The sequence below is a fragment of the Frigoribacterium sp. PhB107 genome (genome assembly GCF_003751515.1).
In the GTDB taxonomy this organism is placed as follows: Bacteria; Actinomycetota; Actinomycetes; order Actinomycetales; family Microbacteriaceae; genus Frigoribacterium.
Window position 1 is genome coordinate 45,196 of the sequence record NZ_RJKU01000005.1, and the last position, 14,525, is coordinate 59,720.

Genomic DNA, 14,525 nt, shown 5'->3' on the forward strand with positions numbered 1-14,525 from the left:
AAGAACACCATGCCCCCCTACGACAAGACTCCTTCACGCTCGCGAGGCACCGACCCGCACCGCAAGCCGGGCTCCAAGAGCTCCTCGCACCGCGGCCACCGCCCCGACGAGGCCGGCGCCCCCGAGCGCAAGAACCGCTGGAACTCGGACGCCCGCGCCGAGCGCCGCGGCGAGGCCCCCCGCAGCGGCAGCAGCCGCCCCAACTGGGAGCCGCGCGAGAAGACCTCGAACAGCCGCTTCGCCCCCCGCGACCACGACGCCCGCAACGCCGAGCGCGGCCGCGACGGAGGCGCCCCCCGCTTCGGCCGGGACGGCGGCAAGGAGGCGGCCCGCGCCGGACGCGACGGACGCCCCGCCCGCAGCTGGGACCGCGATGCTCGTCCGGCCCGCGACAGCGGCGGTCGTGACGACCGCGGCGGTCGTCCGTACGACCGCGACGCGCGTCCCGCCCGCCGCGACGACCGCAACGAGCGTCCCGCTCGCCGCGACGACCGCGCGCCCAAGAACTACACGCCCGCCGGGCGCCCGCCCCGCGACGACCAGCCGGCCCGTTCGTGGGGTGACCGTCCCGAGCGCGGCGGACGCACCTCCGGCGGCTCGTACGACCGCGACGCCCGTGGCGGCCGCGACGATCGCGCGCCCCGCAGCTTCGACCGCGACAGCCGCGGCGGCCGCGACGATCGCGCGCCCCGCAGCTTCGACCGCGGCCCCGGCGCCGCCGAGCGCAACGCTCCCTACTCGCACGGCCGTGACGGCGCTCCGCGCCGCCCCGGAACCGGCTCCCAGGGGCCCAGCTCCGACTTCTACCCGAAGCGCGACCAGGGCACGCACTACTCGCCCGAGGACGACGTCAAGCTCGAGAAGCTCCAGGCGGAGGTGCTCACGGCGCAGGACGTCGAGGGCGTCAGCTTCGGCGACCTGGGCCTCGGCGACAACATCGAGCGCCAGCTGGCCTCGATGGGCGCCGCCGCTCCGTTCGCGATCCAGGCCGCGACGATCCCCGACGTGCTCGCGGGTCGTGACGTGCTCGGCCGCGGTCGCACCGGCTCCGGCAAGACCATCGCCTTCGGCGCCCCGCTCGTCGAGAAGCTGATGGAGAACAACGGCGCGAAGAACCGCAAGATGGGCCGTCGGCCCCGTGCGCTGATCCTCGCCCCGACGCGCGAGCTCGCGATGCAGATCGACCGCACCGTGCAGCCCATCGCCCGCTCGGTCGGCCTGTTCACCACGCAGGTCTACGGAGGCGTGCCCCAGGCCCGCCAGGTCGGCGCGCTGAACCGCGGCGTCGACATCGTGATCGGCACCCCCGGCCGCATCGAGGACCTGATCGACCAGGGCCGCCTCGACCTCAGCGAGGTCGTCATCACGGTGCTCGACGAGGCCGACCACATGTGCGACCTCGGGTTCCTCGAGCCGGTGCAGCGCATCATCCGTGAGACCGCTCAGGTGAAGCCGAACGGCGACCGCGCCCAGAAGCTGCTCTTCAGCGCGACCCTCGACAAGGGCGTGGCGAAGCTCGTCGACGAGTTCCTCGTCAAGCCCGCCGTGCACGAGGTCGCCGGAGAAGACCAGGCCAGCTCGACGATCGACCACCGCGTGCTCGTCATCGAGCAGCGCGACAAGACGGCCGTCATCGAGCAGCTCGCGTCGGGCCCCGGCAAGACGCTCGTCTTCGCCCGCACCCGTGCGTTCGCCGAGCAGCTCACCGACCAGCTCGAGGACGCGGGCATCCGCGCCACCAGCCTGCACGGCGACCTGAACCAGGCCCGCCGCACGCGCAACCTCGGCCTGCTCACCAGCGGCAAGGTGAACGTGCTCGTCGCGACCGACGTCGCCGCCCGCGGCATCCACGTCGACGACATCGAACTCGTCGTCCAGGCCGACATGCCCGACGAGTACAAGACGTACCTGCACCGCTCGGGCCGCACCGGCCGTGCCGGCAAGGAGGGCACCGTCGTCACGCTGATCACGCGCCCCCGTCGCCGCCGCATGGAGGAGCTGCTCGACCGAGCCGAGATCGAGGCCGAGATGATCGACGCCCGCTCGGGCGACGCCCTCGTCGACCAGCTGGCCGGCGTCTAGGCCGCACCGCACCTCCTTCGGCTCCCTGGCGGGCGCCAGGCGACGTGAACGCGACGAACCTCCGGGGAACACCACGGGGGTTCGTCGCTTTCGCGTCGGCAGGCGGCACCGATGCGGCGCGGCGCGAACCGCATGCGCACCCGCGGAGCCGCGCACCCGCGGAACCCGCGCGGACCCTTCGGCGCGCTCGAGGGTGCGCGCGGGTTGGCGGGGTGCAGGCGCGTCGCACCGCGGCTGCGGCTGCAGCTGCGGCCTAGGCTCGCAGCGTGGCCCCGACCCGCGAGAGGCCCGGCATAGTCCGGGTCCGCATCAGCGACCGTGAGGTCTGGCACGTCGTCGACCCGTCGCTGACACCAGCCGAGGCCGAGGAGGCGGTGCGCGCGCACCGCGCCGAGAACGCTCCCACGAACCGCAGCCTGGTGCGCCGGGTGCTGGCGTGGACGCCCGGCGTCGTCGCCCTCGTCGTGCTGGGCGGGGCGTTCTGGGGCACCGTGGTCGTCATGGCCGAGCTGGACCTGGCTGAGCTGCCCGGGCGGATCGCCGTCGCCGTCGTGCTGGGCGGGATCGGCTTCGTCGCCGCGGCCACGGCGGGCATCGTGCTGCTCGAGGCGCCCTGGCGGCGCGATCGGGTCGAGGCCGAGGCGGCGACGAGCCCACGCGTCGTGCCGATCCCGGGCTCCGTGCTCGGCTGGGCCGGAGGCGGCGGCGGCGCCGACGTCGGCGCAGACGCCCCCGCCGCGGCTGACGTCTGGCGCGTGGTCGCGGCGGTCGACGTGCTGTCCGAGCTCGAGGCGGCTCACTGGCGGCTGGGCGACGTCCTGTACTGGCGGCTGGACGACCCCGACGACGACCCCGACCCCGACGATGACCTCGACTACGGGGCCGACGGCCACAGCCACGGCGACGATGCCGACGCGGGGCCCGGCGACCGCCACGGCACCCACCCGGCGGTGGTGGCCCTGGACGCGGCACAGCTCAGGGCGTCGGAGGAGCTGCGTGCCCTCGGCGACGAGGTCGGCTTCGCCGCGGCGGCGGGCGTGCGCCCCGGGGCGGAGGGATCGTGAGCGTCTTCCTCGACGACGTGCCCGGGGGCACGCTCGGCCACGGGGACGAGTTCGATCGTGACGCCTCGGCCGTGCACGCGTCCGGCAGCGGCGTCGGACCTCACGACCGCGGCGGCACCCGGTGGCCGACCCCCACCTGTCGCGGCAGGAGGCGGAGGCAGCGCTCCGGAGCGCGCTCACCTGGCCCCGGGTCGGCAGTCCGGTCGACCCGACGGCCGCCGGAGCCGCGGCAGCAGGCGGAGGAGTCCTCGGCATCGCCCTCGCGGTCGGTGCGTTCGGGCTCGTGGAGTGGCCGTCGTGGATCGCCTTCGGCGCCGTCGGAGCCGCCGCGGGCGGCATCCCCGTCTGGGCCTGGCTCGACGGGCGCGTGCAGGAGCAGACCCGCGCGCGGCAGCGGGCCGCGACCCGCGTCGCCCGCGAGTCCCTGGTGGAGGTGCCCGCGAGCTTCGCGACGTGGGCCGGGTCCGACGGGAAGTCGCTCGCCCACGACGACCTGGTCGCCCTCGCGCGGGCGGTCAGCGCGACCCGGGCGGCTGCGTCGACCCTCGACGCCTGGCGCTGGGGCGAGCCCGACGTCGACTGGCCGCACGCCCACGCCGTCGTCGATCCCGTCCTCGTGGGGGAGTACGAGGCCGCACGGGCGGTGCTCGACGAGCTGGCCGGGTCGCTGAGCTACGAGGTCCCTGCGGAGGTCGCGCCCGAGTCCCTGCGGTAGGCGGGCGGTCGCGGGAGGCGACCCGCGCCTCCTTCGTCGCACGCCTGCGTCGACACCCCTCGAAGCCGCGCACACCCCACGGCGCGCGCGAGGGTGCGCGCGGGTTCGCGGGGTGCGGGCGCGCGCACGGGCGCGGCGGCCAGTGAAGCGGGCGCTAGCGGCGGTCGAGCAGCCCGCGCACGTACGACGCCTGGCCGAGGTGCTGCGTGCAGTCGCCGAGGATGCTCACGAGGCGCGAGCCGGCGGTGACGGGCGGGTCCCACGCGTCGTCGACGACGTCCGTGTAGGAGGCGGCGTCCAGCCCCTCGAGGTAGCCGCGGGTGCGCAGCGTGACCGCCTCGAGGTAGGCGACGAGGAGGCGCGGCTCGGCCTGCACCTCGCCCACCTCCGCGGGCGACTGGCCGTAGCCCATCTCGGCGTCGTCGAAGGGGAGCGCGAAGCGGTCGGCCCAGCCGTCGGCGGTCCAGACCTGGTGGGAGGCGGCGAGGTCGGCGATCTGCACGTCCTGCCCGCGGGCGGTGTGCCAGACCAGCCAGGCGATGGTGTTGGCCTCGGCGTCAGGGCGCCAGGCCAGGTCGTCGACCGAGAGGCCGTCGACGGCGGCGGCGGCGATGGCGGGGAGGCGGTCGAACGCCTCGATGAGCACGTCGGAGGGAGTCATCGCGCCACCCTACGACCGGGGCGCGGAGGCGTCTCAGGTGCGGCTGGCGGCCTGCGACCTGGCCGCCGTGGGGCAGCCCGTCAGCGGGAGGCCTGCGCGCCCGTCGTGTCGTCGTCGACGGCGCGGCGCGTCAGCGAGTCGCCGATGGCGCGCATCACCGAGGCGAGGAAGTCGAGCTGGCGCGGGTCGATCGCGTCGCGGAAGGCGCTGCGGTAGAACTCGCCCGTCTCGGCGACGGCGGCCTGGCCCTCGGGGGCGAGCTCGAGCACGACGCTGCGGCGGTCGGTGGGGTGCGCACGCCGGGCCACGAAGCCGGCCTTCTCGAGCCGGTCGATGAGGCTCGTGGTGGCGCCGGTCGACAGCTCGAGCGCCTCGGCGGCGAGCTTGGGGGTGCTGTCGGGGTTGTTGGCGACGAAGACGAGGCAGGTCAGGTCGGTGGTGCCGATGCCGAAGTGGGTCGCGACGAGGCGCTCGACGCGGGCGTTCTGCGCGAGGAGCGTGGAGAAGGCGGAGAGCACCTCGTCGACGTCGACGAGGCCGTCGGCGTCGCGGGGAGGGGCGGTCCCGGCCGCGGGCTGGGGGGAGATGTCGGTCATTCGTGCGCTCCAAGGAGGGGGCGTGAGGTGCGAGAGAAGGGGAGACCCCCTGCGGTTGGTGACTCCGCACGACGATCGGTGACCCCACTATAGCTCGGTCGTCGAGCAACACGACGGAAAAGGTACCCCCCACCACTGGGGGCATCCCTCGGCTTGCAAGCTACTCGACACCCGAATAACTTGATTGTCGTACCACTTGGGCACCGAGTCACACGGACACCGAACCTCTCGATCACCGGGAGACACGGGTGTCGAGATGCTCAGCCCCCACGAACTGTCTCGAGAACTGCCGCCCCACCCGAATTGCCTCACCACCACTTCTCACCCCCTGGAGCCCACGATGTCCCGTCCCACCCCCCGCGCCGCCCGCCTCGCCGCCTGGATCGCCATCCCCGCCGCCCTCGTCGCCAGCGGCGTCGTCGTCTCGCAGGCCTCGTACTCGGCCTTCTCGTCGACCACGGTCAACCCGACCAGCAACTGGACCGCCGGCTCCGTCGCGCTGACCGACGACGACTCGAACACCGCGCTGTTCACGGCCACCAACCTCAAGCCCGGCTCGACCGGCACCAACTGCATCGCCGTCACCTCGACCGGCACGCTCGCCTCGACCGTCAAGCTCTACGGCACGGCCGCCGCGACGACGAACAACCTGGCCTCCAACATCACGCTCAGCGTCGTGCAGGGCACCGGCGGCGGCTTCGGCTCCTGCTCGGGCTTCACCCCCCTCGCCGCCGGATCGTCGCTGTACAACGGCACGCTCGCCGGCTTCGGCACCAGCTACACGAACTTCAGCAACGGCGTCGGCAACTGGGCCCCCACGGGCACCACCGGCACCCAGACCACGACCTCGGAGACCCGCGTCTACCAGGTCTCGTACACGGTCTCGAACGCTGCGCCCAACACGACGCAGTCCGGCACCGCCTCGCTCGGCCTCACCTGGGAAGCCCAGAACAGCTAGAGCCGCCTCGACTCCCGTCGTCTCCCTCCCAGTGGGCGGCGACGGGGCACGACCCCGTCGCCGCCTTCCTCCCCCGTGGGCGGCGACGGGCCAGCTCCGCCGGCTTCCCGAACCCGCCGGCGGGCCACCTGCCCGGTCACCAGCCGGGCGCGCACCACGACGGCCCGGACCGTCGACGCAGGGGTCCGTGGGTCGCCCGATGACCCGCGGCCCCCTGGGGCGCAGCGCACCACCAGCCCCGCCAGCACCAGCCCAGCCCAGCACGCACCAGCACCGCACCCGCGCCTCACCAGCGCCGGCACCCGCACCGACCAGACAGGAGGACGCCATGACCACGTACGACGTCCCTCGTCACCCGGCCACCGCCTCCGTCGCGGCCGTCGGCGCCCGCGGCCACGAGACCAGCACCAGCGGCACCGCCAGCGCCCGCCTCGGCTGGCTCCGCATCGTCGTCGGCATCCTCTCGCGCACCGTGCTCGGCACCCTGGTCGGCCTGCTGCTCTGGGCCGCCGTCCCCGCCGTGATCGGCTGGACCCCCACCACCGTCATGACCGGCTCGATGGAGCCGCGCATCCACCCCGGCGACGTCGTCGTCGCCCGCCCGGTCGCGGAGTCGTCCATCCACCGCGGCCAGGTGCTCCTGTTCCAGGACCCCGACCACGCCGACCACCTCCGCCTGCACCGCTACGACGACAACGGCCAGGGCACGCAGATCGTCACCAAGGGCGACGCGAACCCGACCGCGGACTCGACCCCGATCGACCGCAGCGCCGTCGTCGGCGTCGGCTACCTCCGCGTGCCGTACATCGGCACCCCCTTCGTCTGGGCCGCCGGCCACCAGTGGGGCCACCTGCTCGTCACGGGCAGCGCGCTGATGCTGCTCGTGCTCGGCGCGCAGGCCGACCGCTCGCTGCGCCGCGAACTGAAGGGCGAGGGCCGGGGCGAAGGAGGCGCCGCCAGCGCTCCCGAGGACGCGACCGGCACCTCCTCCGCGACCGGCACCTCCGGCGCCTCGGTCTCGGGCACCTCCACCGTGACTGTCTCCACGGGGCTCGTCCTCGCCTCCGTCGCTGCCCCGGCCACCGCCGCCGGCCCGGCCTCGCGTCGCAGCACGCGCCTCGCCGACCGTCGTGAGCGCCGCCTCCGTCGCCTGCGCGGCGCCGCCGGCACCCTCGCCGTCGCCGGCCTCGTCGGCGGACTCGCCCTCACGCTCGTCGTCTCGGGCGGTGCCGGCGCGGCCTTCTCGTCGCAGGCCGCGAACAAGACGAGCAGCTTCGCCGCGGCCTCGGCCTACGACTGCCTGATGCCCGCCGTCACCGACTCGCCCGTCTTCTCGTACGGCTACAACGAGGGATCCGGCACCTCCGCCCTCGACAGCAGCTCGACCGGCCGCGCCGGCACCCTCTCGACCGGCGTCACCCGCGTCGCGGGCGCCTGCGGCTCGAGCCCCTACGTGACGCTGAACGGCACCTCCGGCGCGGTCACCACCAACGCGCCCGCCGTCACGGCGCCGACCGCCTTCACCGTGGAGTCGTGGATCAACCTGCCCGCGAACAGCACCGGCGGCAAGATCATCGGCTTCGGCAACCAGGCCAGCGGCCTCTCGGGCCAGTACGACCGGCAGATCTGGGCGTCCAGCACCGGCGTCATCACGTTCGGCACCTACAACGGCGGCACCAAGACCGTCAGCACCACGAAGACCTACCGCGACGGCACCTGGCACCACGTCGCCGGCACCGTCACCGCGGCGGGCGTCCTCACGCTCTACGTCGACGGTGCGGTCGTCGGCACGATGTCGAACGCCGCCGGGGAGCCTATGACCGGCTACTGGCGCGTCGGCTACGACAACCTCTCCGGCTGGCCGAACATCCCGGCGAGCTCGGCGAACTACTGGTTCTCGGGCAGCCTCGACGACACGGCCGCGTACAACACGGCCCTCTCGGCCGCGACGATCGCGCAGCACGTCAAGAACGGCCGCTGAGCCGCCTCCCTCTCGGCCCGGCCCGGTCCGGCCCCCGACCTCCGGCCCCCCTGGCCTGTCACGTGGTCAGGAATCGTCCTTCGCCGCTCGGTCAGGGCCCAATTGGGACCACTCGGGGGGCGAGGAGGCGATGGCCGGCTCCACTAGACGGGCCGGCCCGCAGCGTGGTCAGGTCTGGTCGTCTGCCGCTCGTGGAGGACCTGATTCGGACCACTCGAGGTCGAGCGGAACCATCCGGCGCCCGCCGGGCTGCGACACTGGGCGGATGCCCCTGCTGATCAACGACGTCTACGTCGACGGACGAGTCGCCGCGAGCCCCGACACGCTCGACGAGACCTACGCGGCGCTCGCCGAGACGCACGGCACCGCCTGGGTGGTGCTGAGCGAGCCCGACGAGGCCGAGCTCGCCTCCTTGGCCGCCCGCTTCGACCTGCACGAGCTCGCCGTCGAGGACGCGGGCCACGGCCACCAGCGCGCCAAGCTCGAGCGCTACGGCACGACCCTCTTCGTCGTCGTGCGGCCGGCGGTCTACCTCGACGCCGAGGAGCGGGTCGAGTTCGGCGAGATCCACTTCTTCGTCGGGCCGGACTTCCTGATCGGCATCAACCACGTCTCCGACATCGACTCGCGCTACCTCGCGCGCAGCGTGTCGAGGCTGCGAGCGAAGCCCGACCTGCTGCGGGTGGGCCCGCAGGCGATCCTCTGGGCGGTGCTCGACGCGATCGTCGACGCGTACGCACCGGTCGTCGAGGGGCTCGAGAACGACATCGACGAGATCGAGCAGCAGTTGTTCGCCGGCGAGGCCGGGGTCTCGCGCCGCATCTACGAGCTGTTCGGCGAGGTCGCGGACTTCCAGAAGGCCACCCGCCCGCTCGTCGGCATGCTCGACGGGCTGCTGCGCGGCGGCGAGAAGTACCAGGTCGGCACCGAGCTCGAGCGCCGGCTGCGCGACGTGCAGGACCACGTCATCCGCGTCGTCGACCGCGCCGACACGTTCCGCGCGGTGCTGCAGAACGCCCTGTCGCTGAACGCCACGCTCGTCGCCCAGGTGCAGAACGACGTCACCAAGCGCATCTCGGCCTGGGCCGCCATCCTCTTCGCCCCGACGCTGATCGGCGCGATCTACGGCATGAACTTCGACGTGATGCCCGAGCTGCACTGGGAGTACGGCTACCCGTTCGCCCTCGCGCTCATGGTGGGCATCGGCGGCGGGCTCTGGGGCGCCTTCAAGCTCAAGCGCTGGCTGTAGGCGCGGCCCTCCTTGCGTCCTGAGCGCACCTCCTGCGAGATTCAGGAATCTGGGCCACGGGGTTCCTGGCTCGTGCACCGATCAGGAACCCCGTGCCCCCTCTTGCGCGGATCAGGACGGATCTTCCTGAATGAGGAGGGGAGGGGAGGGGACGAGGAGGCGGGGTCAGGCGCGCAGGACGCGCACCTCCCAGGGGGCGAGCGTGAGCGACCCGGGGCCGTGCGGCACGTTGCTGACCAGCACCTCGGGGACCGACCGGCGCCGCAGCACCGGGTCGAGCCCGGGGTCGAGGTCGTACGGCTCGCCCGACCAGTTGGCGAGCACGAGCAGGCGCTCGTCGCCGAGCGTGCGCGTGAACGCGTAGAGCCGCTCGTCGTCGGGCGCGAGCATCGCGAAGTCGCCGAGCTGCACCACCGGCAGCTCGTGCCGCAGCGCGATCAGCCGCCGGTAGAACTCGAAGACGCTGCGGTCGCCGGAGGCGCGGTCGGCCTCGACGTTCAGCTCGGCGCTGTTGGGGTTCACCCCGATCCACGCGGTCCCCGTCGTGAAGCCCGCGGAAGCGCCCGCCGACCACTGCACCGGCGTGCGGGCGTTGTCGCGGCTGCGGAAGCGGAGCGCCTCGAGGACGTCGGCCTCCGAGGCTCCGTCGGCCAGCGCCTCCTCGTGCCAGTTCAGCGACTCGATGTCGCGGTACTGGTCGATCGAGGTGAATCCGGCGTTCGTCATGCCGATCTCGTCGCCCTGGTAGACGTACGGAGTGCCGCGGTGGAGGTGCAGCACGGCGGCCAGCATCGTCGCCGACTCGTACCGGTGGGCACCGTCGTCGCCGAAGCGCGAGACGCTGCGGGGCTGGTCGTGGTTGCCGAGGTAGAGGCTGTTCCAGCCGCGCTCGGCGAGGCCCTCCTGCCAGCGGCCGAGCGACCGCTTCAGGTCGGTCAGCGCGAGCGGCACGTTGTCGAACTTCGAGTCGGGACCGCGGTCGAGGTCGACGTGCTCGAACTGGAACACCATGTCGAGCTCGCTGCGCGCCTGGTCGGTGAAGAGCGTCGCGTCCTCGACCGTCACGCCGGGCATCTCGCCGACCGTGATGAGCTGGCGGTCGCCGCGGTGGGCGAAGACCTCGCGGTGCATCTCCTGCAGGTGCTCGTGGATCGCCGGGTCCATGACGAACGCCGGCGAGCCGGCCGCGAGCGACTCGGGGGTCTTGGCGATGAAGTTGATGACGTCCATCCGGAAGCCGTCGACGCCGCGGTCGAGCCAGCGGTTCATCATCGTGTAGACGGCCGCTCGCATGTCCGCGTTCTGCCAGTTGAGGTCGGGCTGCTTCGTCGCGAACATGTGCAGGTACCACTCGCCGGTCGCCTCGTCGAGCTGCCAGGCGGGGCCGCTGAAGGCGCTCCGCCACTCCGTCGGCAGCGACCCGTCGTCCGACTGCGGGCGCCAGACGTACCAGTCGCGCTTGGGGCTGTCGACGGACGACCGCGACTCGGTGAACCAGGCGTGCTCGTCGCTCGTGTGGTTGACGACGAGGTCCATCACGAGCTTCATGCCGAGCCCGTGCACCTCGGCCAGCAGCTCGTCGAACTCGTCGAGCGTGCCGAACAGCGGGTCGATGTCGTCGTAGTCGCTGATGTCGTAGCCGGCGTCGGCCTGCGGCGAGCGGTAGATCGGCGACAGCCAGATCACGTCGACGCCGAGGTCGTGCAGGTGCCCCAGCTTGCTGCGGATGCCCGTCAGGTCGCCCACGCCGTCGCCGTTCCCGTCGGCGAAGCTGCGGGGCCAGATCTGGTAGACCGTGGCGGACGTCCACCAGGGTGCGTCGGTGTGCGGCACCGCTCCTCCTTCTGTCGTGCCCCCGGCAGGGGACGGGGTCGTGTCTCGAGTGTGGTCCCGGCCGCCGTCATCGGCCTGCGGCGTGCGCGCGTCGGTCACTTCGTCGACCCCCGCATCACGCCGCTGACGACCCACTTCTGCGCCACGATGTAGACGACCAGCAGCGGCGCCAGGGCCATCAGGTACGAGGCGAAGGCGACCGTGTAGTTCGTGTTGAACTGGCCCTGGAAGATGAACTGCGCCAGGGGCAGCGTCCGCGCCGACGGGTCGGAGAGGATCACGAGCGGCAGCAGGAAGTCGTTCCACGCCCAGACGCAGGTGAGGATGCCGACCGTGGCGTTCATCGGCGCCAGCAGCGGGAACACGACCTTCCAGAAGACGCCCCAGGTGCTGGCGCCGTCCATGCGGGCCGCCTCCTCGAGCTCGATCGGGATCGAGTTGATGTACGCGGTGAAGATGAAGATGTTGAACGACAGCCCGTAGACCGTGTACAGCAGCACGAGCCCGACGGGGGTGTCGAGGCCGAGCAACGCGGTCTCCTTCACCACCGGCAGCATGATGATCGGGAACGGCACGAAGATCGCGGCCAGGAAGTAGAAGTACAGCCCGCGGAAGAACTTCTTGTGCATGTTGCGCGCGATGGCGTAGGCCACCAGCGAGTTCGTGAAGAGCGTCAGCACGACGGCTCCGACGGTGATGAGCGCCGTGTTGAGGAGCGCCTGCGGGAAGTTCGTCAGCTGGTACGCGTCGACGAAGTTCTGCCAGCGGATCTCGGTCGGCAGCTCGAAGCCGGTGCCGCCCAGCTGGTCGGGCGTCTTCAGCGACGTCACGATCGTGAAGTACAGGGGGAGGAGCACCGTCAGCGAGCAGACGGCGATCAGTGCGGTGAGCCACCAGTTGGTGCCTCCCGTGCCGCCGTCGAGGCGACGCCGCCGCTTGGGGGTGGGCGTGGTGGTGGTCTGGAGGGCCTCAGCGCCCTGGATCGTCGAGCTCATCAGAACGACGCCTCTCTGCGCTGGAGGAAGCGCAACTGGATGAACGACACGAGGATGATGACGAAGAGGTACAGCACGGCGTTGGCCATCTGGTAGCCGTACTCGCCGCCCTGGAACCCGCCGCGGAAGATGACGAGCGCGATCGACTCGGTCGACGTGCCGGGGCCGCCGTTCGTCAGGGCGACGATCTGGTCGAACACCTGCAGGAACGACTTGAACGACAGCACCATGTTGATGGTGAAGTAGGCGCCGATCAGCGGGAACGTGATCGAGCGGAACTGCCGCCACGACGACGCGCCGTCGATGCCGGCCGCCTCGTACAGCTCGGCGGGGATGGTCTGCAGCCCCGCCAGGTAGAGGATCACGTTGAACGCGCACGCCTGCCACACCGTCGTGATGACGATGCCGACCCAGGCCCACTGCGGGTCGGCCAGGATGTTGGCGCCCGGCAGTCCCATCGACTGCAGGATCGTCGGGAACGAGTTCGCGAACAGGTAGTTGAAGACGTAGCCGATGATGAGGATCGCCAGCACGTAGGGGATGAAGAAGATCCCGCGGAACGCCGTGCGGAACTTGATCCTCGAGTTGAGGCCGAGTGCGATGGCGAGCGAGATCACGTTGACGGCGATCGTCGACACGACGGCGAACCCGAACGTGAACAGGTACGACGCGATCACCCGGTCGTCGCGGAACAGGTTGAGGTAGTTCGACAGCCCGACGAAGCTCCACGTGCCGTAGCCCGCGTAGTTGGTGAGGCTGAAGAACATTCCCGTGACGACGGGGATCGTGTGCAGGCCGAAGAAGATGACGACGGCCGGCACGACCATCCAGTAGAAGGCGCGGGGCGTCTTGCCCTGGCCGGCCCGGCGGGTCGGGGCGTGCTTCGTCGAGGAGGCGCGGGTCGGCCCCTCAGGGCCGGCGTCGGTCGTCGGCCGCGGTGCGGTGGCGGTCATCACTTGCCTTCTCTCTGCGTGGTGGTGCGGGCGGCGACCTTGCTCCACTCGTCGTCGAGGTCGGTGAGGAACTCGGTCACGTCGCCGGTGATGACCAGGGTCTGCAGCATGTTCACCAGCGGGATCGACGCGGGCACTTGGTGGTCGATGAAGCCGATGATCCGGCCGCTCGTGAAGTACGGCTCGAGCCCCGCGAGCGCAGGGTCGGTGTTGGGCTGGGCGTCGTTGAGAGGCGAGAAGGTGGACTGCGACTCCGAGTAGGCCTGCACCACCTCGGGCGACATGAGGTAGTCGACGAAGCGCTGCGCCTCCTCCTTGTTGTCGCTGTCTCGACCGATCGACAGGCCGACGTCGACGCCGGACACGGCGATGCGGTCGTCAGCGTTCTCGGTCACGGGGTAGGGGAAAGTGCCGATGGAGGCGTCGGGCGCATTGGCGCGGATCGCCGGGATCGCGTACGAGCCCTGCAGGTACATCGCCGACTCGCCGTTCGCGAAGGCGAGGTTGCCCGCGTTGTAGTCGCGGCTGGCGAAGTCGTCCTGGCAGTAGGAGAAGAGCTGGGTCTGCTTCTCCATGGCGGGGCCGAAGTCCTTGCTGAACGACACGGCGCCGTCCTTCACGCCCGATCCCTCGGCCCGCAGGTCGTCGAAGAACCCGTCGGGCATCAGCGCGCCGCCGAGGTTGACGAAGGCGGGGCCGGCCGTCCACGCATCCTTCATCGTGCAGTAGAACGGCGCGATGCCGGCCTGCTCGAAGGTGTCGGCGGCGGCGATCAGCTCGGTCCACGTGGTGGGGACCTCGACGCCCTGCGCCGCGAAGATGTCGGGGTTGTAGATGATGCCCGAGGCGTTGTTGGCGAAGGGGAGGGCGTTGACCTCTTGTCCGCCTCCCTGGTCGCAGCTGCCGAGGTCCTGCACGATCTCCTGCACGGCGGGGTTCACCGTGTCGGCGGAGGGCTCGTCGCTGAGGTCGGCGAAGACGCAGGCCCGCGCCAGCTCGGCGAAGTTGCCGCTGACGTTGAGCGTCAGCACGTCGGGCACCTTGTTCTTGACGAGCAGGGTGCGGATCGCCGTGTCGGCGTCGGGCACGGCGTTCTGCACCACGCGGATGTCGGGGTTCTCGGCCTCGAAGTCGGTGATGATGTCGGCGAAGTCCTGCACCGCCTCCGGCTTGAACTGGAAGAAGTCGAGCGTCGTGACGCCGTCGGCGTCGGGGCCGCTGCCGGGCGCGCAGCCGGTGAGGCCGGCGAGGACGACGGCGGTGCCGAGCGCGGCTGCGGCGAGGCGGCCGCGGTGCTTGCGCGTGCCGTGGTGCTCGCCGTTGGTCGGACCGGGGGAGTGGGATCGGGGACTCACTGTGCGCCTCCTTGCGCTGGGGGTGCGGCCGGGGCCGCGTGGGTCGTGCTGGTGCTGGTGCTGGTGCTGGTGCTGGGTCGTGC

General features: G+C 71.8%; 12 protein-coding genes. 6 read left to right on the forward strand and 6 right to left on the reverse strand.

All coding sequences use genetic code 11. The annotated features are described in order from the left end of the window. Positions 1–9 precede the first annotated feature (9 nt). The 3 genes from EDF18_RS15655 (at position 10) to EDF18_RS15665 (ending at position 3,861) form a co-directional block, all read left to right on the forward strand. Positions 10–2,082 carry a DEAD/DEAH box helicase gene (locus EDF18_RS15655; protein ID WP_123548779.1) on the forward strand — a complete coding sequence of 691 codons (2,073 nt, stop codon included), beginning with the start codon at positions 10–12 and terminating at the stop codon, positions 2,080–2,082. A gap of 266 nt (positions 2,083–2,348) precedes the next feature. Beyond that, positions 2,349–3,146: a hypothetical protein gene (locus EDF18_RS15660; protein ID WP_123548780.1), complete on the forward strand. Its 798-nt coding sequence runs from the start codon at positions 2,349–2,351 to the stop codon at positions 3,144–3,146. Between the two features lie 121 nt (positions 3,147–3,267). Next, positions 3,268–3,861, forward strand: a complete 594-nt coding sequence (locus EDF18_RS15665) for a hypothetical protein (protein WP_123548781.1) — start codon at positions 3,268–3,270, stop codon at positions 3,859–3,861. 154 nt (positions 3,862–4,015) lie between these two features. Here the strand turns inward: EDF18_RS15665 and EDF18_RS15670 are convergent, their stop codons facing one another. Together EDF18_RS15670 and EDF18_RS15675 are read right to left on the reverse strand one after the other, a co-directional pair. After that, the gene (locus EDF18_RS15670) at positions 4,016–4,522 is read right to left on the reverse strand and encodes a DinB family protein (RefSeq protein WP_123548782.1); all 507 of its coding nucleotides are present in this window, start codon (positions 4,520–4,522) and stop codon (positions 4,016–4,018) included. Between the two features lie 80 nt (positions 4,523–4,602). Further along, positions 4,603–5,118 (reverse strand): MarR family winged helix-turn-helix transcriptional regulator, encoded by a 516-nt coding sequence (locus EDF18_RS15675; RefSeq protein ID WP_123548783.1) that lies wholly within the window; start codon positions 5,116–5,118, stop codon positions 4,603–4,605. Between the two features lie 340 nt (positions 5,119–5,458). On the opposite strand from EDF18_RS15675, the gene EDF18_RS15680 reads away from it, so the two are divergent. The 3 genes from EDF18_RS15680 to EDF18_RS15690 all read left to right on the forward strand — a co-directional run bounded on the left by EDF18_RS15680 (position 5,459) and on the right by EDF18_RS15690 (position 9,306). Continuing rightward, positions 5,459–6,076 carry a hypothetical protein gene (locus EDF18_RS15680; protein ID WP_123548784.1) on the forward strand — a complete coding sequence of 206 codons (618 nt, stop codon included), beginning with the start codon at positions 5,459–5,461 and terminating at the stop codon, positions 6,074–6,076. A 328-nt stretch (positions 6,077–6,404) separates the two neighbouring features. Continuing rightward, positions 6,405–8,057, forward strand: a complete 1,653-nt coding sequence (locus EDF18_RS15685) for a signal peptidase I (protein ID WP_158614703.1) — start codon at positions 6,405–6,407, stop codon at positions 8,055–8,057. A 265-nt stretch (positions 8,058–8,322) separates the two neighbouring features. Beyond that, positions 8,323–9,306, forward strand: a complete 984-nt coding sequence (locus EDF18_RS15690) for a magnesium and cobalt transport protein CorA (protein ID WP_123548786.1) — start codon at positions 8,323–8,325, stop codon at positions 9,304–9,306. A 165-nt stretch (positions 9,307–9,471) separates the two neighbouring features. On the opposite strand, the gene EDF18_RS15695 is transcribed toward EDF18_RS15690, so the two are convergent. The 4 genes from EDF18_RS15695 to EDF18_RS15710 form a co-directional block, all read right to left on the reverse strand. Beyond that, positions 9,472–11,139, reverse strand: coding sequence for an alpha-glucosidase (locus EDF18_RS15695; RefSeq protein WP_123548787.1), 1,668 nt, complete (start codon positions 11,137–11,139; stop codon positions 9,472–9,474). A gap of 95 nt (positions 11,140–11,234) precedes the next feature. Continuing rightward, positions 11,235–12,134, reverse strand: a complete 900-nt coding sequence (locus EDF18_RS15700) for a carbohydrate ABC transporter permease (protein WP_123548788.1) — start codon at positions 12,132–12,134, stop codon at positions 11,235–11,237. Then, on the reverse strand, positions 12,134–13,087 hold the full coding sequence (locus EDF18_RS15705) for a carbohydrate ABC transporter permease (RefSeq protein ID WP_123548789.1): 954 nt from the start codon (positions 13,085–13,087) through the stop codon (positions 12,134–12,136). The genes EDF18_RS15700 and EDF18_RS15705 overlap by 1 nt, the downstream gene beginning before the upstream one ends. Further along, positions 13,087–14,442, reverse strand: a complete 1,356-nt coding sequence (locus EDF18_RS15710) for an ABC transporter substrate-binding protein (RefSeq protein ID WP_123548790.1) — start codon at positions 14,440–14,442, stop codon at positions 13,087–13,089. The genes EDF18_RS15705 and EDF18_RS15710 overlap by 1 nt, the downstream gene beginning before the upstream one ends. Between the last annotated feature and the right edge of the window lie 83 nt (positions 14,443–14,525).